This window comes from Rhodopseudomonas sp. (assembly GCF_048594845.1).
Taxonomy (GTDB): domain Bacteria; phylum Pseudomonadota; class Alphaproteobacteria; order Rhizobiales; family Xanthobacteraceae; genus Rhodopseudomonas.
The window spans coordinates 14,596-33,006 of sequence record NZ_JBMDXE010000294.1 but is presented as its reverse complement, the minus strand read 5'-3'; the positions used below and the strand labels follow the sequence as shown (position 1 = coordinate 33,006).

The window sequence follows — 18,411 nt, the reverse complement described above, 5'->3', positions numbered from 1 at the left end:
GCCCTCGACCGCGGCCTCAGTCCCGTCGCCCCTGCACCCAGTGCTCGAGCATCTGCAGGGCCATGGCGCGATCGTCGTCCGAGGCCTTGGCGAAGGCGCGGTTGTAGCTGTCCTTGATCCAGGTCTCTTCCGGCGCGGCGCTGTCGCGCGCCAGGGTCAGCCACATCAGACCGCGAGCGGCCTGCCGCGGCAGCTTTTCGCCGTTGAACAACAGCTGCCCGAGCATCGCCTGGGCCTGATGCTGGCCCTTCTGAGCGGCGAGGCCAAGCCAGCGCGCCCCGTAGCGGAAGTCGCGCGGCATGCCGATGCCGTCGATGTACAGCCGGGCCAGATCGTATTGCGCGTCGGCATTGCCGAAATACGACGCGGCGTAGGAAAACATCTCCCGCGCCCGCTCCGGGTCGCGCTTGATCTTCGAGTTCGGGATGCCGTCGAGATAATAGCGGCCGAGCGCCACGAAGGCGTTGGCGACCACAGCGGCCTGCGGCGCCGACGGGCTGTCTTCGGCGTGGGCATTGGCGATCTTGCTGAAATAGTCGAACGCCCGCAGATCGTCCTGCGCGACGCCGTTGCCGTCTGCATACATCCGGCCGAGCCGCCATTGAGCGATCGGGTGACCGCCTTCTGCAGCGTATTGCAGCGCGGTCAGAGACGTCGTGGTGGTTTCGGCCGGGATCGCCTTCTTCAGCGCCGGAGCCGTGCCCGGCTGTGACGAGGCGACCGGGATCGCGGTATTCTCCGGGTTCACCGGGGTGCCCTCGAAGGCAGACGCCGGCGTCAGGGCAGCCGTAGCGCCCATCACCCACGCGACACAAACCGTACGCTTAAACATCCGCATAGCAATGCTTCTCGACCGCCCGGCCCGGACGGGTCATAGCGCCGACGAAGGCGGGTCCGACCTGCTGGGCATATTCCGAAAGCGCATCCGACGTCTCATCTGTCGCTCCAGCAGTCCATTTGGACGGGCACGGTGCGAAGGCGTCGGTCAAATTCGTGTCAACGGTTGCGTCTGGCGCAGTGCGAGAGGCCCGCGTGGCAACCGAGTCGTCATACGCGCGCAGGGGCGCAGAGACATCGCGCCCCAAGTGGCGGGCGGGCCCGGACGACGGCAGGTTCGACATTCCCGCGACCTTCACAATCGCACCTTCTGGCGCGAGATTTCCCTTCAGCCCGACGCGGCTGGTCAAAAGGACCGGACGCTGCGTCTGCCGCACCAGCTCTCGATGCGGAGTCCACGTCACGAACTTCAGATCTTCGAGGATCGTCCGGCCAGTGGTGGTCAGGCGGTCGCCGTGAAGGAAGTCATGATCAAGCTGGGTCTTCATCAGGAGCGGTATGCTGCCAACATCTGCTCTGTCTTTGGCGACATCACGGCCAGCCGGCTGCAAATCCGCGATATATGGTGTCTTTTTGAAGACTACGGCGGCAGCAGATCGGTCGGTGCTGATACGAAGTTGTCGAGCGGTCGCCTTGTGCTGCGTTGCAGCGTTAGATTGCGTAGCGGCGGATGACACGGGATCGCAGCCGAGCCCAGCGTGCACCGCCAATTCGGCGGTATACCGCTTAGCAAGCTTCGACCTGGGACCCGTCTTCGCGTCCATCCTTGACCCGCACCCCCGGCCGTTCTCGACCGACGCCAATACCGAAAAACCACCGACCTGAGCCCATGCCTTCATGAGCCTGTCTTGGGACGATGGTCTCATTGACCGGTGTGGCTAAAAAGCGGCGCGCGCAAGAGCCACCGTCAAAGACGGTTAAATGATCCGGAACTGTTGCGTAGCCGCAACAAACGTTGCGCGGGGGCCACCACTAATCGGTCGGCTAACGGAGGTTGGGACGGGCGCGCAGCGCTGCAGCCTCAGGCGTTCAGCACCTTGCCGTAAGCGTCGAGCACGGCTTCCTTCATCATCTCCGACAGAGTCGGATGCGGGAAGACGGTGTGCATCAGCTCCTCCTCGGTGGTCTCGAGGTTCATCGCCACGACGTAGCCCTGGATCAGCTCGGTGACTTCCGCCCCGATCATGTGGGCCCCGATCAACTGGCCGGTCTTCTTGTCGAAGATCACCTTCACCAGCCCCTGGTCCTCGCCGAGTGCGATGGCTTTGCCGTTGGCGGTGAATGGGAAGCGGCCGACCCGGATGTCGCGCCCCTGCTCCTTCGCCTTGGCCTCAGTGAGGCCCACGGAGGCAATCTGCGGGTTGCAGTAAGTGCAGCCCGGGATCAGGCTCTTATCGAGCGGATGGGGGTGCAGGCCCTTGATCGCCTCGACACAGACCACGCCCTCATGCTCGGCCTTGTGCGCCAGCATCGGCGGTCCGGCGATGTCGCCGATCGCGTAGATCCCCGGCACGTTGGTCTTGCCAAGCCCGTCAGTGACGATGGTGCCGCGTTCGATCTTCACCCCGAGCTTCTCCAGCCCGAGATTCTCGACATTGCCGACGACGCCGACCGCCGAAATCACCCGCTCGAATTCCTCGGTGAACGGCTTGCCGTCACCCGCATCGATGGTGGCGACGACGCTGTCGGCCTTCTTGTCGAGCTTGGTGACCTTGGTGCCGGACAAAATCCGGATGCCCTGCTTCTCGAACCGCTTGCGCGCCAGCGTGGCGATCTCGGCGTCCTCGACCGGCAGAATTTGCGGCAGCACCTCGACCACGGTCACCTTGGAGCCCATGGTGTGGAAGAACGAGGCGAACTCGATGCCGATCGCGCCGGAGCCGACCACAAGCAGCGACTTCGGCATCTTCTCGGGCACCATCGCCTCGAAATAGGTCCAGATCAGCTTCTTGTCCGGCTCGAGCCCGGGCAACGCCCGCGGCCGCGCGCCGGTGGCGATGATGATGTGCTTGGCCTGATAGCTGCCCGGGCCGATCGTGCCCTTCGGGGCTTCGGTCTTCGAGGCCGTGACGGTGATCTTGCCGGGCGCGTCGATCGTCGCCTGGCCCCAGATCACCGAAACCTTGTTCTTCTTCATCAGAAAGCCAACGCCGTCGTTGAGGCGCTTCGACACCCCGCGCGAGCGCTGCACCACGGCCTTCGGATCGTAGCTGATATTGTCGGCCGACAGCCCGTAGTCCTTGGCGTGCTGCATGTAGTGATAGATCTCGGCCGAGCGCAGCAGCGCCTTGGTCGGGATGCAGCCCCAGTTCAGGCAGATGCCGCCGAGATGCGTCTTCTCGACGATCGCGGTCTTGAACCCGAGCTGCGCCGCCCGGATCGCCGCGACATAGCCGCCGGGACCGGAGCCGATGATGATGACGTCGAAGGAGGTGTCGGACATGGCAGCCTTGGAAGCTTAGACGATCATCATCACGGGATTTTCGATCAGCGCCTTGAAGGCGCCGAGCAGTTCTGAGCCGAGCGCGCCGTCGACGGCGCGGTGATCGGTCGACAGCGTCACGCTCATCACCGTGGCGATTTCGATCTTGCCGGCCTTCACGACCGGACGCTGCTCGCCGGCCCCGACCGCCAGGATCGTCGCATGCGGCGGGTTGATCACTGCGGCGAAATCCTTGATGCCGTACATGCCGAGGTTGGACACCGCGGTCGAGCCGCCCTGATACTCTTCGGGCTTGAGCCGGCGATTGCGGGCGCGGGCGGCGAAATCCTTCATCTCGCGCGAGATCGTCGACACCGATTTCAGATGCGCGTCGCGCACCACCGGCGTGATCAGGCCGCCGGGGATCGACACCGCCACGCCGACGTCGGAGCCCTGATGCTTGAGCATCGCGCCCTCGGTCCAGGTGACGTTGGCGTCGGGCACGCGCTGCAGCGCCATCGCCAGTGCCTTAATGACGAAGTCGTTGACCGACAGCTTGTAGGCCGGCTTGCCGTCCTTGTCCTTCGGCGCCTGCGCGTTGATCTGCTCCCGCGCGAGCATCAAGGCGTCGAGGTTGCAGTCCATCGTCAGATAGAAGTGCGGGATGGTCTGCTTGGCCTGCACTAGGCGCTGCGCGATAATCTTGCGCATGCTGTCGTGCGGCACTTCCTCGTAGCTGCCGTCCTTGAAGAAGGCACGGATCTGCTGATCCGACATCGACGGCGCGATCGCCGGCGCCGTGCCGGAAGCCGGCGCAGCCGCAGGCGCCTTCAGGCCTCCCCCGGCCTTCGCCTGCTCGACATCGCGCGCGACGACGCGGCCGTGCGGGCCGGTGCCGTTGATCCGCGACAGCTCGATGCCGGCGTCCTTGGCGAGCCGCCGCGCCAGTGGCGACGAGAACACGCGCGCGCCGTTGCTCGTGGCTGCGTCCTTCGAGATGGGCGCTTTCGCACCCTCCTCAGGACGAGGAGCTGTATTTGTTGCTGGCTTCGTCGCAGTCGCTGTCTTGCCGCTCGCACTGCCCTCATCCTGAGGAGCCCGCGCAGCGGGCGTCTCGAAGGATGCCGCGGGCTTGGGCGCGTCGTCGGCTTTGGCCACGTCCTGCTTCGGCGCGGCTTTGCCGGCCCCTGCTCCCGCCGCCTTGACGTCCTCGCCGTCGCCGGCGAGCACCGCGATCACGTCATTGACGGGCACGTCCTGCGTGCCCTCAGGCACCAGGATCTTGGCGATCGTGCCTTCATCGACCGCTTCGACTTCCATCGTCGCCTTGTCGGTCTCGATCTCGGCGATGACGTCGCCGCTCTTGACCTTGTCGCCCTCCTTCTTCAGCCACTTCGCAAGGTTGCCCTTCTCCATGGTCGGCGACAGCGCGGGCATCAGAATGTTGATCGGCATGGCGAAACCTTATTGCGGCCGTTCGGTCGTGCTGCCCATGTCGGACGGGCGCGCGATCTCGGACTCGAACATCTCGACGATGCGCTCCAGCGCTTCGTCCTCGGTGTAGTTGCTCTCGCGCGAATAGGCGCGCGCGGCATGACGTGCGATGTCGACGAGCAGCAGCCCCCACATCTCGGGCTCCTCGAAGGCGCGCATGAACGCGATCGACAGGCCGCCGTCGAGCACAAAGGCGCGTAGCACCTCGGTGGCGTCCTCGCGGCCCTCGACGTCGGGCGGCAGCGGCTGTTGCTTCGGACCAGCCATCGGCGGTTACCGATAACAGACGGCCTTCGCCGCCTCGACGACTTCGGCCACGCTCGGCAGCGCCAGCTTTTCGAGATTGGCGGCGTAGGGCATCGGCACATCCTTGCCCGACACGCGCGTCACCGGCGCGTCCAAGTAATCGAACGCGTGCTCCATGATCCGGGCGGCGAGCTCGGCCCCGACGCCGTTCTGCTGCCAGCCCTCCTCGATCGTTACCGCGCGGCCGGTCTTCTTGACCGAGGCGACGATCGTCTCGGTGTCGAGCGGCCGCAGCGTGCGCAGATCGATCACTTCGGCATCGATCCCCTCGCCCGCCAGCTCCACCGCAGCTTTCAGCGCATAGGTCATGCCGTGCGACCACGAGATCAGCGTCACCTGCGAGCCCTCACGCACGACGCGGGCCTTGCCGATCGGAATCACGTAGTCGTCGAGCTTCGGCACTTCGCCGGATTGCCCGTACAGCATCTCGTGCTCGAGGAAGATCACCGGATTGGGATCGCGGATCGCGGCCTTGAGCAGGCCCTTCGCATCGGCGGCCGAATACGGCGCCACGACCTTCAGGCCGGGAATTTGCGAATACCAGGACGAGTAGTCCTGGCTGTGCTGCGCGGCGACGCGCGAAGCCGCGCCGTTCGGACCGCGGAACACGATCGAGCAGCCGAGCTGGCCGCCGGACATGTACAGCGTCTTGGCCGCCGAGTTGATGATCTGGTCGATCGCCTGCATGGCGAAGTTGAAGGTCATGAACTCGACGATCGGCTTCAGCCCCGCCATCGCGGCGCCGACGCCGACGCCGGCGAATCCGTGCTCGGTGATGGGCGTGTCGATCACCCGGCGGTCGCCGAATTCCTGCAGCAGACCCTGCGTGACCTTGTAGGCGCCCTGATACTCGGCAACTTCTTCGCCCATCACGAACACGTCGGCGTCGCGGCGCATCTCTTCGGCCATCGCGTCGCGCAGCGCTTCGCGGATGGTCTGCGTCACCATCTCGGTGCCGGCCGGAATGTCGGGATCGGCCGCGGCCGAGACGGTCGGCGCTTCCGGTGCGTGCTGCGCGGGCGCGGCAGCGGACTTCGCCTGAGCGGGTTCCGGCTCGGACGACGGCGGCGCCGACTGCGCGGCCTTGTTCTGCGCTGCCGGATCGGCGGCCTTGTCGGCGTCCGCTGCGCTTTCGCCGTCACCCAGGATGGTGGCGATCGGGGTGTTCACCGCGACGTCGTTGGTGCCTTCGGGGACCAGGATCTTGCCGAGCGTGCCTTCATCGGCGGCTTCGACTTCCATCGTCGCCTTGTCGGTCTCGATCTCCGCGATCACGTCGCCGCTCTTGACCTGGTCGCCTTCCTTCTTGAGCCATTTCGAGAGGTTGCCCTTCTCCATGGTCGGCGACAGCGCGGGCATCAGAATTTGAGTAGGCATCGGGGCTCCGCAGTCAGATCGTGCGCGGGATCGCCGCAAGGCGGCAGGAAAGCGTGGCCGGCGCGTGAACGCCGGCGCGACGGTCAGCGATACACATCGGTGTAGAGTTCCGAAGGATCGGGCTCGGGATCATTCTGTGCAAAGTCGGCCGACTCGTTGACGATCTTGCGAACCTCGGCGTCGATCTTCTTGAGATCGTCCTCGGTCATGTCGAGCTTCAGCAGGCGCTGGCGCACCTGCTCGATCGGATCCTGATCGTTGCGGATCTTGTCGACCTCTTCGCGGGTCCGGTACTTCGCCGGATCGGACATCGAGTGCCCGCGATAGCGATAGGTCTGCATCTCGAGGATGTAGGGGCCGTTGCCAGCGCGGCAATGCGCGACCGCCTTGTCGCCCGCTGCCTTGACGGCGCGGACGTCCATGCCGTCGACCTGCTCGCCCGGAATGTTGAACGACACGCCGCGCTTGGAGAAGTCGGTCTGCGCCGACGAGCGCGTCACCGACGTGCCCATCGCGTAGCGGTTGTTCTCGATGACGTAGACCACGGGGAGCTTCCACAGCTCCGCCATGTTGAAGCTCTCGTAAACCTGTCCCTGATTGGACGCGCCGTCGCCGAAATACGCGAGACAGACATTGCCGTTGTCGCGGTAGCGGTTGGCGAAGGCGATGCCGGTGCCGAGCGAGACCTGCGCGCCGACGATGCCGTGGCCGCCGTAGAAATGCTTCTCCATGCTGAACATGTGCATGGAGCCGCCCTTGCCTTTGGAGTAGCCGCCGCGGCGTCCGGTCAGCTCCGCCATCACGCCCTTCGGGTCCATCTCGCAAGCGAGCATGTGGCCGTGGTCGCGATAGCCGGTGATTACCTGATCACCCTCGCGCAGCGCCATCTGCATGCCGACGACGACGGCTTCCTGGCCGATGTAGAGGTGGCAGAACCCGCCGATCGCACCCATGCCGTAGAGCTGGCCGGCTTTCTCTTCGAAGCGGCGGATCAGCAGCATGTCACGAAACGCGTGCAGCTCCTGTTCCTTGGAGAAGTCCGGGACCCGCGGTTTGGTCGGCGCGGACGAATTGTCCAGCCCCGTCTCTTTCGCGGCGCTCTTCTTTGGTGCGGCCATGGCGTTTCCGATGAGAGAGTAGATCAGCCTCTCTACCGTAACTTATTCCGCTGTGAAAGGAGCCGCGTGCCGCAGCACGCAAATCCTTGTGCCGCAGTGCAACGACGTGAAATTTTCGCGATCGTTTATCTTGGTTTTTGGAATATGAGACTCAGCGGGTCGGATTCATCCGAACCAGATCCGCGGGATGCGCGAAGTCGAGCTGATAGCGCACGCGTTCGTCGAGCATATCGGGATCGAGTCGATCCGACCGCAGCAGCGCCACGCGCTTCTCGCCCTCGGCGCGCTCCGCCCGGAGCCGCACGAGTTCGGACGTCAGCGCGATGATTTCCTGGTCGAGCTCCTGCTGCGCCGTCAGTCCGTAACGACCCGTATAGGCGTTCATGCCGAAATACGCGATCGCCGCCGAGGCGATGGCGTACAGCGCGATACCGACCAGGATGGACTTGAGGCGACTGCGGGTAACCATGGGTCAACCATGCCCCGGCGCGGTTAATGTGGCACTAACAGCGCATCGCCGGCGGCATAGCCGATATACCGCGAACCGATCGGCGCGCGCCCGCATGGCAGGCGCACGCCCGTGATCGACTATTTGGATTGCTGCGCCACCCAGGCGGCGAAGGCGTCGATGTACTTCTGCAGAAATTCGCGCGTCGAATCCTTTACCAGATCGCCCTGCTCGTTGAAGGCATCGCCCATGCCGCCGACATAGGCCTCTGGCTGCTGCAACACCGGCATGTTGAGGAACGTCAGGCACTGCCGCAAATGGTGGTTGGCACCGAATGCGCCCATCGCCCCCGGCGAGTTCGACACCACGCCCGCCGGCTTCTTGTCGAACGCGCTCTGGCCGTACGGCCGCGAGCCGACGTCGATGGCGTTCTTCAGCACGCCCGGAATCGAACGGTTGTATTCCGGGGTCACGAACAGCACCGCGTCGGCGCTCTTGATCGTTTTCCGGAAAGCCACCCAGTCGGCCGGCGCCTGCGCTTCGAGATCCTGATTGTAGAACGACAGGCCGTGCAGCGTGACGATGTCGAGCTTGAGCGTCGCGGGAGCGAGCTTTTGGAGCGCCTCGCCGAGGCGCAGCGAGAAGCCGTTCTTGCGCAAGCTGCCGATGACGACGGCCACGCGATACGGATTGGGCATAGGTCTATCCTGATTGTGAACGAAGGTCCGGAGGGGTCGGAACCCTAGCGCGAGGTGGGCAGCGCGGGCACTACAACCTAGGCCCTCCGCGCTGAACTGACGAAGTTGTGATCCCTACTCCGCCGCGTCGGCAGACTTGCCCAGCACCTCGTCATTGTGCGCGCCAAGCTTCGGCGTGTTCAGCACCGGATGCGGCCGCTCGCCGTCGAACATGATCGGCAAGCCAGCGACTTTCAGGCCTGTGTCCGGCATGGTCCGGATCATATCGGCCGCTGCGAACTGCTCGGTCGCCGCGAGTTCGGGGATGTCGTTGACCGGGCTGACCGGCACGCCGGCGCGCTTCAGCGCGCTGAGCCACTCCGCCGACGACCGCGAAGCCATCACCGGCTGCATAAGACCGACCAGCTCGTGCCGGTGCGCGGCTCGGTCGCGTACGCGGGCAAACCGCGCATCCGTGCTCCACTCGGGATGGCCGAGCACGTCGGCGCATTTGGCGAACAGCCGGTCGTTGCCGGCGGCGATCACGATCGGCCGGTCGGCGGTCTCGAACACCTGATACGGTGCCAGCGTCGCGCTGGCGGTGCCGTGCCGCGGCGGCGCCTCGCCGGAGAACAGATAGCCGTTGAGTTGCGTCCCGACCCAAGAGATCGCGCTGTCGAACAGCGACGTGTCGATGACGCAGCCTTTGCCGGTGACGGCGCGCTGCTGCAGCGCCGCCAGCGCGCCGATAACACACCATTGCGCCGTCGCGCAGTCGTTGATCGCCGGCGCGCAGAACGCCGGCGGATCGTCCGGGCGGCCGGTCAGCGACATCACCCCGCCATAAGCCTGCAGCAGCGGATCGAAGCCGGGCTCCTTGCTCAGCGGCCCGGTCTTTCCGAACGCCCACACCGAGCAATAGATCAGCCGCGGGTTGATCGCGCACATCACGTCCGGCCCGATGCCGCAGGAGGCGACCACGCCGGAGCGCAGGTTCTGGATCAGGATGTCGGCGTCCTTCACCATCTCCTTCAGCCGCGCGACGTCGTCCGGGCTCTTGATGTCCAGCGTCACCGACCGCTTGTTGCGGTTGAAGCCGTGGAAGAACAGCGAGTCGCCCTCGACGAAGGGAGGGCCCCAGTGCCGGGCGTCGTCGCCGCCGTCGTGCTTCTCGACCTTGATCACGTCGGCGCCCATGTCACCGAGGATCATGCCGGCCATCGGCCCGGCGATCGCCTGAGCGATCTCGATCACCTTGATCCCGGCAAGCGGTCCAGCCATCTGCGTCTCCAAATTATACGGTCGATCCGTCGATCCGCGCGTGGCACTGTTTCCGTGCCCTGGATTGAAATTGCAAGCCTGTCGCAGCAGCGGGACCCTGCCATGATCAGTGCCGAATTCCTGCTCACCTCGTTGATCGTGGTCGCCTCGCCCGGAACCGGCGTGCTCTACACGCTTGCGGCGGGTCTCTCACGCGGACCGCGCGCCAGCGTCATCGCAGCGTTCGGTTCGACCATCGGGATTGTCCCGCATATGGCGGCTGCGATCCTCGGCCTCGCCGCCCTGCTCCACACCAGCGCCGTGGCGTTCCAGACCTTCAAATATCTGGACGTGGCCTATCTGCTGTATATGGCCTGGAAGACGCTCGGCGAACGCGGACCGCTCAGTGTCGAGACGGACGTCGGCGCGCCGTCGGCCTTGCAGATGACGGTAACCGGCGTGCTGATCAACATCCTCAATCCGAAGCTGTCGATCTTCTTCCTCGCCTTCCTGCCGCAATTCGTGTCCGCCGACGACGCGCATCCGCTCGGCCGCATGGTCGAACTGAGCGCCATCTTCATGCTGATGACCTTCTTGGTGTTCGTGATCTACGGCCTATTCGCCGCCTGGCTCCGCGACCACGTCATCACGCGTCCTCGCGTTCTGACCTGGATGCGCCGCAGCTTTGCCGCCGCCTTCGTGGCGTTGGGCGCGAAGCTGGCGACAGCGGAGCGCTGACGCCCGTTATTGAGCTGATCGCCTCACGGCCGTCATGCCCAGGCTTATCCCGGGCATCCACGTCCCACTGAAGTTCAATAGAGACAGGCGTGGATGGCCGGGATGAGCACGGCCATGACGAACGATAGGACAGTTACTATCGCTCGCGTTGTCAGGTCCGCGCGCGGATCTCGTTGAGCAGGAAATTGCCGACGCGCTTGCCACGGTTGCGTAGGACTTTCAGCACGCCCTGATCGACGAAGTACGTCAGCAGGATGCTGTCGCGCGTCTCAACGCCCGCCGGCACGGTGTCGGCCGAGTGCCAGGTGTGCTTGTCGACCGCGAAGGCATAGCCGGAATTCGGCGCGAACTTCATCTGCCGCGTCTTCGGCATCGAGCCGTCCGGCAGCACGTCGTGGAAGATCGTGCCGATGTCGGTGTGGGCTTCGTCGCGCGGCAGATAGAGCTGCACGGTGATGCCCTTCCAATGCGTATCCGTGTGCGGCGTGATCTTGTAGCCCGGGACGTCGCGCGTCAGGATCGGAATGGGAAACATCCCGACATCTTGGGCCTGTTGACCGAAGCGATGCTCCAGCGCCGGCGCCAGCTTGCGCCGGAATGCGTTCTTGACCGGCTCAGAGCACAGCGCATCGCCGACCATGCGCCAGATCGAGCGCTGATGCGGCGGCAGATGGCGGATATATTCCGGAAACAGATCGATCTTCACGCGGGTGTGGGTCCCGTCGGCAAGATCGTTGCCTTTGCTACGGCCGTGCATTGGCCGATAGTCGTTACTCCGCGGCAGCGCCTGAAGCATTGCGGCATAAACCAGTGCCGGAAAAATTCCGACAAATTCGAGGTGATAGAATGGCTCCATCACCACGGCCGCCTGCTCGATCGCGCCGACGATGTGGTTGATCAACGCAGCAGTCGCCTCCGTCAGTTCCGACGGACGCCGTTCAGCCATCTGATCCATGAAATCCCCGCTGGGCTGCTTCGCCTAGTTGAGACTAGCTAGCAACTGCGATCAGCACCAGCGGATTTCACGCTTTGATGGCAGCTATGCGTTCGGGGTGATCAGGAATTTCTCCCCCGTCGCCCGCTTGTTGTACGCGGCAACCGCGTCGAGGCTCAGCGCCTCCTGGAGCGACACGGTCCGGGTGTAATGGCTGGCGAAAGTCGTCTTGATCTCCGCCGCCACCCGCGCCCGCAGCTTCCCCGCGTCGGCTGCGCCGATCTTCTGCAGGAACGGAAACAGCAACCAGCCGCCGACGCCCCAGATCATGCCGAAGTTTCGGACGATCTCGGTCGGCCGGGTATCGAGGCCGCCATAGATGTAGACCTGCTTCATCACGCTGGAGCCGTAGCGGCTGTACGGTCCCGTCGCAGTCTTGGCGATCGCCGCTTCCATGCAGGACAGGATTTGCCCGGCAAGTCTGCCGCCGCCGATGGCATCAAACGCGATGGTGGCGCCGGTCTTCACCAGCGCATCGGTCAGGTCGTCCATGAAAGACGGCGCCGTCGAGTCGACTACGTACTTGGCGCCGATATCCCGCAGCAGCTTGGCCTGCGCGTCACTACGCACGATGTTGACCAGATCGATGCCGTCCTTGAGGCAGATCCGGTTCAACATCTGGCCGAGATTCGACGCAGCCGCGGTGTGAACCAGTGCCTTGTGACCTTCCCGCTTCATCGTCTCGGTCATCCCAAGCGCGGTCAGCGGATTGACGAAGCAGGACGCGCCTTCGGCCGCCGTCGTGCCGTCCGCGAGCTTCAGGCAATCGGCGGCCTTCATCGTCCTGTACTGCGCGTACATCGCGCCGCCGATCATCGCCACAGTCTTGCCGAGCAGCGCCTGAGCCGCCTCCGAGGTGCCGGCCTTGATCACCGTGCCGGCGCCTTCATTACCGACCGGCATCGACTCGTCGAGCCGGCCGGCCATCGCCTTCATCGCCGCCTGGGGCACCTTCGCGGTGATCACCGGCGCATCCGGCGTCCCCGACGCCTTGGCGGTGGACATGTCGGCGGCGCCGAACAGCAGGCCGAGATCGGACGGATTGATCGGCGTGGCTTCGACCCGAACCACGACCTCGTCGGGGCCGGGTTCCGGGATGCTCACCGGCACCAGCGAAACTTCGAGGTCGCCGCTCGCCTTGATCAGCGAGCGCAGTTGCAGTCCGGTCGTCTCACTCACGCGTTGTCTCCTGCTTGTCGTTAGCGCGGCCGCACCTTGGGGCAGCCACGTACGAGGTTCAAGACGAAGCAGGCCCGGCACCGATAAAAAGCCGATTGTGACCTCGATGTTACATACACCAGCGGGCGAAGCTGTCAGACTTTCCGGCATATTCGGTAGTTATTTTTTGAACGAGTTGTTTCGATGCTTCGGCTTGGGATCACAAGCTTGTTCGCATTATGTGTCGCCGGATGCTCGATCCATCCGCTGCCCGAAGACGTGACCGGCCGCGATTTTCGCACCAGCGAGATCGTGCATCACATCCGCTGCGAAGCCAGAGCCGCCATCAAGTCGGCGATCGTCGATTACTTCCACCACACCGGGCAACACGACCTTGCCGAGATCGCCCACCGCCTGAAATCAGGCGAAACGCCGTTCGAGCAATTCAGCCAACGGATCGCGAGCCTGCCCGAGCCGGCGCGTAGCAACATTGTCAAGTATCAGAACGCCGCGATTACTTATGACTTCACCTTCGACATCACCGAGCAGAATACACTCGGCGCGGAGGCCGACGTCGTCAGCGTGTTCAGCCGCGGCGTGTTCAGCGTCGGTCCGAAGGGCACGAACGACCTGCAGCGCCAGACCGTCAGGATCTTCCGCGCCAATGACACTTTCGGCGAATTGATGCTGATCCCGTCGCGGCGCTGCACCGACGACGGCTCTCCGGAAAATTTGCTCTACCCGGTCGCCGGCACCATCGGCCTTGCCGAGATGATCGAGACCTTCGTCGATCTCAATCAGTTCCAGAAGCTCACCGGCAAGGAAAACAAGGTCCCGACCCTCACCGACACGTTCAAGTTCCAGACCACTTTTGCCGGCTCGGTCGGACCGCAGGTGACGCTGGCTCCGCTCGGTCAGCGCACCTATCTGGCCGGAGCGTCCGTGACCGCGGCCGCGATGCGCAAGGACATCCACCAGGTCATCGTGGCACTGGCACTGCCGCCGCCGGCCCGTGGCGCGTCGCCGAGCCCCAGCCTGCTGGGCGGCGGACCGCAGCGCGCTCCCACCACTGCGATTGATCAAAGCAACGTCGCGGCCGACATCGCGATCCAGCGCAGCATCATCAACAAGCTGGGCAACTCACCCTGACCGAGCCGACAGGAGGCCTGTCATGACCGCCGCAGAAGATCCGTCCTACGACGTCGCGATTCAGAAAGTGCTCGAGGTCATGAAGGCGATCGTCGACGCCAAGCTCGAGCCGGAATTCCTGCACGAGTGTCTGACGCTCGAAGCCGACAGGTTCGTCATTGTCAGTCCGAAGATCGTCGGCCTGGTGAAGGATTTCCTTGCCCGGCACGGACTCGAGCACGACCTGCAGCACGATCCCAGGCTGTCTCGGTCAGCGACGAAATCGCTGACCGAAGAAACCTGCTTCGAGCACCGCAAGTAGCGGCGAGATAAGCGTTCGCGTCTTAGCGGAACGCCTTCAGGGCGGCCTTGCCAGCGTAGTGCGCGCTGGAGCCGAGTTCCTGCTCGATGCGCAGGAGCTGGTTGTACTTCGCGGTGCGGTCGGCGCGGGCCAGCGAGCCGGTCTTGATCTGCCCGCAATTAGTGGCGACGGCGAGATCGGCGATGGTCGAGTCCTCGGTCTCGCCCGAGCGATGCGACATCACCGCGGTGTAGCCGGCCTTGTGGGCCATTTCGACCGAGGCGAGCGTCTCGGTCAGCGTACCGATCTGGTTGACCTTGATCAGAATGGAGTTGGCGCGGCCGTTCTTGATGCCGTCGGCGAGCCGCGTGACGTTGGTGACGAACAGATCATCGCCGACCAGCTGGCACTTGGAGCCGATCAGATCTGTCAGTTCCTTCCAGCCGTCCATGTCGTCCTCGCTCATGCCGTCTTCGATCGACACGATCGGGTAGCGCGAAACGAGATCGGCCAGATACTTGGCCTGCTCGGAGCGCGAGCGCGTCTTGTTCTCGCCGCCATAGACGTAGTTGCCGTCCTTGAAGAACTCGGTGGCGGCGCAGTCGAGCGCCAGCATCACGTCGTCGCCGGCCTTGTAGCCAGCCTTGCCAATCGCCGAGACGACGAAGTCGAGCGCCGCATCCGCCGACGGCAGGTTCGGCGCGAAGCCACCTTCGTCGCCGACATTGGTGTTGTGGCCGGCCTTCTTCAGCTCGCCCTTCAGGGTGTGGAAGATTTCAGAGCCGGCGCGCAGCGCGTCCGCGAAGGTCGGCGCGCCGACCGGCCTGCTCATGAATTCCTGGAAGTCGATCGGATTGTCCGCATGCACGCCGCCGTTGATGATGTTCATCATCGGCACCGGCAGCGTCCGCGCCGAGGTGCCGCCGACATAGCGGTACAGCGGCAGGTCGTAAGACGACGCCGCGGCCTTGGCGACTGCGAGCGAAACGCCGAGGATGGCGTTGGCACCGAGCCGGCCCTTGTTCGGGGTGCCGTCGAGCTCGATCATGGTCTGGTCGATCTGCACCTGGGCTTCGGCGTCCATGCCGCCCAGCGCGTCGAACAGCTCGCCGTTGACGGCTTCGACCGCCTTCAGCACGCCCTTGCCGAGATAGCGGGCCTTGTCGCCGTCGCGCAGCTCGACCGCCTCGTGGGCACCCGTGGACGCGCCCGACGGCACCGCGGCGCGGCCGACCGAACCGTCCTCCAGCACGACGTCGACCTCGACGGTCGGATTGCCGCGGCTGTCGAGAATTTCACGGCCGATGATGTCGACGATGGCAGTCATGGATGCCTCTTGGGAGGTTGGGAGGGAGGGGATTTGGCGCCGCTTCTACAGCATGGGACCGGCTCGGAAAAGGCCGCCGGAGCGCTCGCGACGAACAGCCAAGCCGCCTTCGCGGTACAATTCCCCTCCGCCGGAAAATGCTTTAGAGGTCGCCCGAACGGAGCTCCCATGTCCAAGACCCCTCGCAAGACCTCGAAGCCCGCCGGGCTGCAGCTCGGCCGCGCCGTCGAATGGCCCGCCAGCCCGGATGCGGCCCAGCTCGACCGCGTTCCCAATCCGCAGGCGGGCACCGATTATCTGGTCCGCTTCACCGCGCCCGAATTCACCTCGCTGTGCCCGGTCACCGGCCAGCCCGACTTCGCACATCTGGTGATCGACTACGTGCCGGGTGCCTGGCTGGTGGAGTCGAAAGCGCTGAAGCTGTATCTCGCCAGTTTCCGCAATCACGGCGGCTTCCACGAGGACTGCACGGTGTCGGTCGGCAAGCGGATCGTGGACGCGATCAAGCCGAAATGGCTCCGCATCGGCGGCTACTGGTATCCGCGCGGCGGCATCCCGATCGACGTATTCTGGCAGACCGGCAAATTGCCGAACGGCGTCTGGGTGCCGGATCAGGGCGTGCAGCCCTATCGCGGCCGGGGATAATGGCCTCGTGCGCAGGCGCAAAGTGCCGCCTGGGCGGTGAGCTGCGCCCTGCCTTTGGCATTGCGCCACTGCGCCAGACGGCGTAATAAATCGCAGCTTCTTCTATCGTCTGAAGAGGCTGACATGAACGATTTGTATTCGTGGATTGCGGATCAGCACCACGGCCTGCACACCTTCAAATCCTTTCAGGACAAGCTCGCGCAATTCGCCGAGCATCAACCCGAGCAGCGTGGTCTATGCCGGGTTCTCACTCATCTCGTCCAGGGTTACATCGAAGCGTTCGATGAGGCGCCCGTCCCGGCCGCCATCGCCAGCGATGCCCATCACCGCCTGACGCAATTGGTGTCGAGCTTGGACCTGAATGGCGACGCCGACCGCCGTCTGTCGGACATCAATCGCGTTGCGAGTTGTGCGCTCTGGCCGGCGCCCGGCAGCACCGTATCGATAGGCCAGCGCCGGCCGGCCTGACCATCGTCGCTACCAGCTCTGCCAGCCTGGATAGGGCTGCGGCTGCGGGTAGGCATTGCGGCCGCCCCGCAGGCGGGGATTGCGCGGCTGCGGTTCGGGATCTTGTCCGAAGAAGAACGTGCCGAAGCCGCCATCGTCCCAGCCGTTGTCGCGATCGGCGACCAGCACATCCTGCGTCGGCTTGCGGGTGATGAACCCGCCCTGCGGCTGATGGCTCAGCACCGCGACGAACTCGGTGCGGTAGTTGGTTTCCGCGCTCAGCGGTTCGTCCGAGATCACGATGGAGCTGCGCGGCAGAACGGTCGGCCCGATCCGGTCCATCACGTCCTGCGGAAGGGTGATGCGATCGAGCGCCTCGCTCGCCGTGTCGGTGCCGTCGATGCTGACCGCGCTCCAGCGGAGATGATCGCCGCTGCGTGCCATCGCGGTGAATACGTGCGTCCCGATCGGCCGCTCAGGATCACGGATGGTGACCGGAACCTCGATCGATGTGTCGAACACTTCACCGCCGCCGTCCGGCGCCGGCTTGTGCGTATTGCGGCGGACGTACAGCTTCTGGGTGTCCCGGCTGATGTAGATCGAGACCGGCTCGAGGGCGAGCTTGGCGTCGGTCGCCAGCCGCTCGGCTTCCGTCTTTTTCGCAGCGGCCGCCTTGGCGGCGTCCTTGGTTGCCTCGGCAACTGCGCGCTTCGACTCGGCATCGGCCTTGGCCGTTTCGAGCTGAGCCGCCGCTTCGCCGGCCTGCTGCGCGGCCTTCTGCTGCAGCTCTTCGCTGCGCGCCCTCGCCTCGTCGGTCTTCGCTCCGGCGAGCAGCCGGTCGGCCCGCTTCAAGTCGGCATCGGCGCGGGCCTTCTGTTTCGTCAGCTTGGCGAGCGTCGCCTTCAAGGGCGCCACCTCGCGTGCGGCCGCGACTGCCGCCTTCTTGGCCTCCGCGGCTGCGGTAGCGGCCTGTTCGGCTTCTCGCGCCGACGCATCGACGCGTCCGGGCGCCGCCGCCAGCGCTTCGGGCTTCGGCTGCGGCAACGCCGGATGGGAGATCTCGACCGGGGCGGCGTCGCTTGGCGAGATGATCACCCGCATCCCGATCCGCGTCTTGTCGAACAGCTTATCGGCAAAACCGAACGGCATGCGGACGCAACCATGCGAGGCCGCATAACCGGGCAGCGGGCCTCCGTGCAACGCGATGCCGTTCCAGGTGATGCGCTGCATGTTCGGCATCCACGCATCGTCGTACATCGTCGAGTGGTGGTCCTTGTCCTTCTCGACAATGGCGAAAATTCCGGCCGGAGTCTCGCGACCGCTGGTGCCGGTCGAAACCGGCGCGCGGAAGATCCAGCCGTCGGCGTCGTAGAACGTCACCTGCTGCGACTTGATCGACACGATCGCCATGATCGGCTCGCCTGCTTCACGCGGCGCGACAGCTTCGATCGACGCAGCAGGCCGACCGCGCTTGGCGGCCTCCGCTGGTCCTGGTGCGGCCAAGATCGAGATCGCAACACCCGCAATCATCGCGGCTGTTGTGATCCGCAGCCGCGCACTCGCGAGCAGCACTGTCTTCGATCGATTCAACAAACGCGACCTCGATTGTTAGTGAGCCCGATTGCACGCTGTGCAGCATCACGTCCGATTCGGCCCGGACGGTTTGATTGTAGTCGCAATCCGCGCCAGACCGACAGCCACTTCGTCTCTGCATCAGGATCACGGACCGGCGAG

At 64.7% G+C, this 18,411-nt stretch carries 19 protein-coding genes; 5 read left to right on the top strand and 14 right to left on the bottom strand.

Annotated features, from left to right (window positions below):
• Nucleotides 1–16 precede the first annotated feature (16 nt).
• From ACOJTD_RS19120 to ACOJTD_RS19075, 10 genes are all read right to left on the bottom strand, one after another.
• On the bottom strand, nt 17–838 hold the full coding sequence (locus ACOJTD_RS19120) for a sel1 repeat family protein (protein ID WP_420134451.1): 822 nt from the start codon (nt 836–838) through the stop codon (nt 17–19).
• Nucleotides 825–1,676: a dihydroxy-acid dehydratase gene (locus ACOJTD_RS19115; protein ID WP_420134450.1), complete on the bottom strand. Its 852-nt coding sequence runs from the start codon at nt 1,674–1,676 to the stop codon at nt 825–827. Before ACOJTD_RS19115 ends, ACOJTD_RS19120 begins: the two co-directional genes overlap by 14 nt.
• 182 nt (nt 1,677–1,858) lie before the next feature.
• Nucleotides 1,859–3,280, bottom strand: coding sequence for a dihydrolipoyl dehydrogenase (gene lpdA, locus ACOJTD_RS19110; protein ID WP_420134449.1), 1,422 nt, complete (start codon nt 3,278–3,280; stop codon nt 1,859–1,861).
• Nucleotides 3,281–3,295: 15 nt separating this feature from the next.
• Complete coding sequence (locus ACOJTD_RS19105) at nt 3,296–4,714, bottom strand: pyruvate dehydrogenase complex dihydrolipoamide acetyltransferase (protein WP_420134448.1); 1,419 nt, start codon at nt 4,712–4,714, stop codon at nt 3,296–3,298.
• Nucleotides 4,715–4,723: 9 nt separating this feature from the next.
• Nucleotides 4,724–5,020, bottom strand: a complete 297-nt coding sequence (locus ACOJTD_RS19100; RefSeq protein WP_378391382.1) for a DUF5076 domain-containing protein — start codon at nt 5,018–5,020, stop codon at nt 4,724–4,726.
• A gap of 6 nt (nt 5,021–5,026) precedes the next feature.
• Nucleotides 5,027–6,436, bottom strand: coding sequence for a pyruvate dehydrogenase complex E1 component subunit beta (locus ACOJTD_RS19095; RefSeq protein WP_420134447.1), 1,410 nt, complete (start codon nt 6,434–6,436; stop codon nt 5,027–5,029).
• An 83-nt stretch (nt 6,437–6,519) separates the two neighbouring features.
• Nucleotides 6,520–7,554, bottom strand: coding sequence for a pyruvate dehydrogenase (acetyl-transferring) E1 component subunit alpha (pdhA, locus tag ACOJTD_RS19090; RefSeq protein ID WP_420134446.1), 1,035 nt, complete (start codon nt 7,552–7,554; stop codon nt 6,520–6,522).
• 151 nt (nt 7,555–7,705) lie between these two features.
• Nucleotides 7,706–8,023, bottom strand: a complete 318-nt coding sequence (locus ACOJTD_RS19085; RefSeq protein WP_420134445.1) for an FtsB family cell division protein — start codon at nt 8,021–8,023, stop codon at nt 7,706–7,708.
• A gap of 119 nt (nt 8,024–8,142) precedes the next feature.
• On the bottom strand, nt 8,143–8,700 hold the full coding sequence (locus ACOJTD_RS19080; protein ID WP_420134444.1) for an NADPH-dependent FMN reductase: 558 nt from the start codon (nt 8,698–8,700) through the stop codon (nt 8,143–8,145).
• A gap of 114 nt (nt 8,701–8,814) precedes the next feature.
• Nucleotides 8,815–9,960, bottom strand: a complete 1,146-nt coding sequence (locus ACOJTD_RS19075; RefSeq protein ID WP_420134443.1) for a CaiB/BaiF CoA transferase family protein — start codon at nt 9,958–9,960, stop codon at nt 8,815–8,817.
• A 102-nt stretch (nt 9,961–10,062) separates the two neighbouring features.
• Here ACOJTD_RS19075 and ACOJTD_RS19070 point away from each other — a divergent pair, with 102 nt between their 5' ends.
• Nucleotides 10,063–10,677, top strand: coding sequence for a LysE family translocator (locus ACOJTD_RS19070; RefSeq protein ID WP_420134442.1), 615 nt, complete (start codon nt 10,063–10,065; stop codon nt 10,675–10,677).
• 151 nt (nt 10,678–10,828) lie between these two features.
• Here ACOJTD_RS19070 and ACOJTD_RS19065 read toward each other — a convergent pair whose 3' ends face one another.
• Both ACOJTD_RS19065 and ACOJTD_RS19060 read right to left on the bottom strand, forming a co-directional pair.
• Nucleotides 10,829–11,632: a hypothetical protein gene (locus ACOJTD_RS19065; protein WP_420134441.1), complete on the bottom strand. Its 804-nt coding sequence runs from the start codon at nt 11,630–11,632 to the stop codon at nt 10,829–10,831.
• Nucleotides 11,633–11,716: 84 nt separating this feature from the next.
• Nucleotides 11,717–12,850, bottom strand: a complete 1,134-nt coding sequence (locus tag ACOJTD_RS19060; RefSeq protein WP_420134440.1) for a zinc-binding dehydrogenase — start codon at nt 12,848–12,850, stop codon at nt 11,717–11,719.
• A 207-nt stretch (nt 12,851–13,057) separates the two neighbouring features.
• Between ACOJTD_RS19060 and ACOJTD_RS19055 the strand changes: the two genes are divergently transcribed.
• Both ACOJTD_RS19055 and ACOJTD_RS19050 read left to right on the top strand, forming a co-directional pair.
• A complete protein-coding gene (locus ACOJTD_RS19055) occupies nt 13,058–13,978 on the top strand; it encodes a hypothetical protein (protein WP_420134439.1) in 921 nt (306 codons plus the stop codon).
• Nucleotides 13,979–14,000: 22 nt separating this feature from the next.
• Complete coding sequence (locus ACOJTD_RS19050; RefSeq protein WP_420134438.1) at nt 14,001–14,279, top strand: hypothetical protein; 279 nt, start codon at nt 14,001–14,003, stop codon at nt 14,277–14,279.
• Between the two features lie 22 nt (nt 14,280–14,301).
• On the opposite strand, the gene eno is transcribed toward ACOJTD_RS19050, so the two are convergent.
• Entirely contained in the window at nt 14,302–15,585 is a 1,284-nt protein-coding gene (gene eno, locus ACOJTD_RS19045; protein ID WP_420134437.1) for a phosphopyruvate hydratase, read from the bottom strand.
• A 168-nt stretch (nt 15,586–15,753) separates the two neighbouring features.
• Here eno and queF point away from each other — a divergent pair, with 168 nt between their 5' ends.
• Nucleotides 15,754–16,230 carry a preQ(1) synthase gene (queF, locus tag ACOJTD_RS19040; RefSeq protein WP_420134436.1) on the top strand — a complete coding sequence of 159 codons (477 nt, stop codon included), beginning with the start codon at nt 15,754–15,756 and terminating at the stop codon, nt 16,228–16,230.
• A gap of 36 nt (nt 16,231–16,266) precedes the next feature.
• On the top strand, nt 16,267–16,698 hold the full coding sequence (locus ACOJTD_RS19035) for a hypothetical protein (RefSeq protein ID WP_420134435.1): 432 nt from the start codon (nt 16,267–16,269) through the stop codon (nt 16,696–16,698).
• 9 nt (nt 16,699–16,707) lie between these two features.
• Here ACOJTD_RS19035 and ACOJTD_RS19030 read toward each other — a convergent pair whose 3' ends face one another.
• Nucleotides 16,708–18,207, bottom strand: a complete 1,500-nt coding sequence (locus tag ACOJTD_RS19030; protein ID WP_420134460.1) for a L,D-transpeptidase — start codon at nt 18,205–18,207, stop codon at nt 16,708–16,710.
• Nucleotides 18,208–18,411 lie beyond the last annotated feature (204 nt).

Excerpts from the sequence above, each read along its gene's own strand:
- pdhA (WP_420134446.1), bottom strand. The coding sequence starts at position 7,554 with ATGGCCGCACCAAAGAAGAGCGCCGCGAAAGAGACGGGGCTGGACAAT.
- ACOJTD_RS19105 (WP_420134448.1), bottom strand. The coding sequence starts at position 4,714 with ATGCCGATCAACATTCTGATGCCCGCGCTGTCGCCGACCATGGAGAAG.
- ACOJTD_RS19030 (WP_420134460.1), bottom strand. The coding sequence starts at position 18,207 with ATGATTGCGGGTGTTGCGATCTCGATCTTGGCCGCACCAGGACCAGCG.
- queF (WP_420134436.1), top strand. The coding sequence starts at position 15,754 with ATGTCCAAGACCCCTCGCAAGACCTCGAAGCCCGCCGGGCTGCAGCTC.
- ACOJTD_RS19075 (WP_420134443.1), bottom strand. The coding sequence starts at position 9,960 with ATGGCTGGACCGCTTGCCGGGATCAAGGTGATCGAGATCGCTCAGGCG.
- ACOJTD_RS19095 (WP_420134447.1), bottom strand. The coding sequence starts at position 6,436 with ATGCCTACTCAAATTCTGATGCCCGCGCTGTCGCCGACCATGGAGAAG.
- ACOJTD_RS19050 (WP_420134438.1), top strand. The coding sequence starts at position 14,001 with ATGACCGCCGCAGAAGATCCGTCCTACGACGTCGCGATTCAGAAAGTG.
- ACOJTD_RS19100 (WP_378391382.1), bottom strand. The coding sequence starts at position 5,020 with ATGGCTGGTCCGAAGCAACAGCCGCTGCCGCCCGACGTCGAGGGCCGC.
- eno (WP_420134437.1), bottom strand. The coding sequence starts at position 15,585 with ATGACTGCCATCGTCGACATCATCGGCCGTGAAATTCTCGACAGCCGC.
- ACOJTD_RS19065 (WP_420134441.1), bottom strand. The coding sequence starts at position 11,632 with ATGGATCAGATGGCTGAACGGCGTCCGTCGGAACTGACGGAGGCGACT.
- ACOJTD_RS19080 (WP_420134444.1), bottom strand. The coding sequence starts at position 8,700 with ATGCCCAATCCGTATCGCGTGGCCGTCGTCATCGGCAGCTTGCGCAAG.
- ACOJTD_RS19070 (WP_420134442.1), top strand. The coding sequence starts at position 10,063 with ATGATCAGTGCCGAATTCCTGCTCACCTCGTTGATCGTGGTCGCCTCG.
- ACOJTD_RS19120 (WP_420134451.1), bottom strand. The coding sequence starts at position 838 with ATGCGGATGTTTAAGCGTACGGTTTGTGTCGCGTGGGTGATGGGCGCT.
- lpdA (WP_420134449.1), bottom strand. The coding sequence starts at position 3,280 with ATGTCCGACACCTCCTTCGACGTCATCATCATCGGCTCCGGTCCCGGC.
- ACOJTD_RS19115 (WP_420134450.1), bottom strand. The coding sequence starts at position 1,676 with ATGAAGGCATGGGCTCAGGTCGGTGGTTTTTCGGTATTGGCGTCGGTC.
- ACOJTD_RS19085 (WP_420134445.1), bottom strand. The coding sequence starts at position 8,023 with ATGGTTACCCGCAGTCGCCTCAAGTCCATCCTGGTCGGTATCGCGCTG.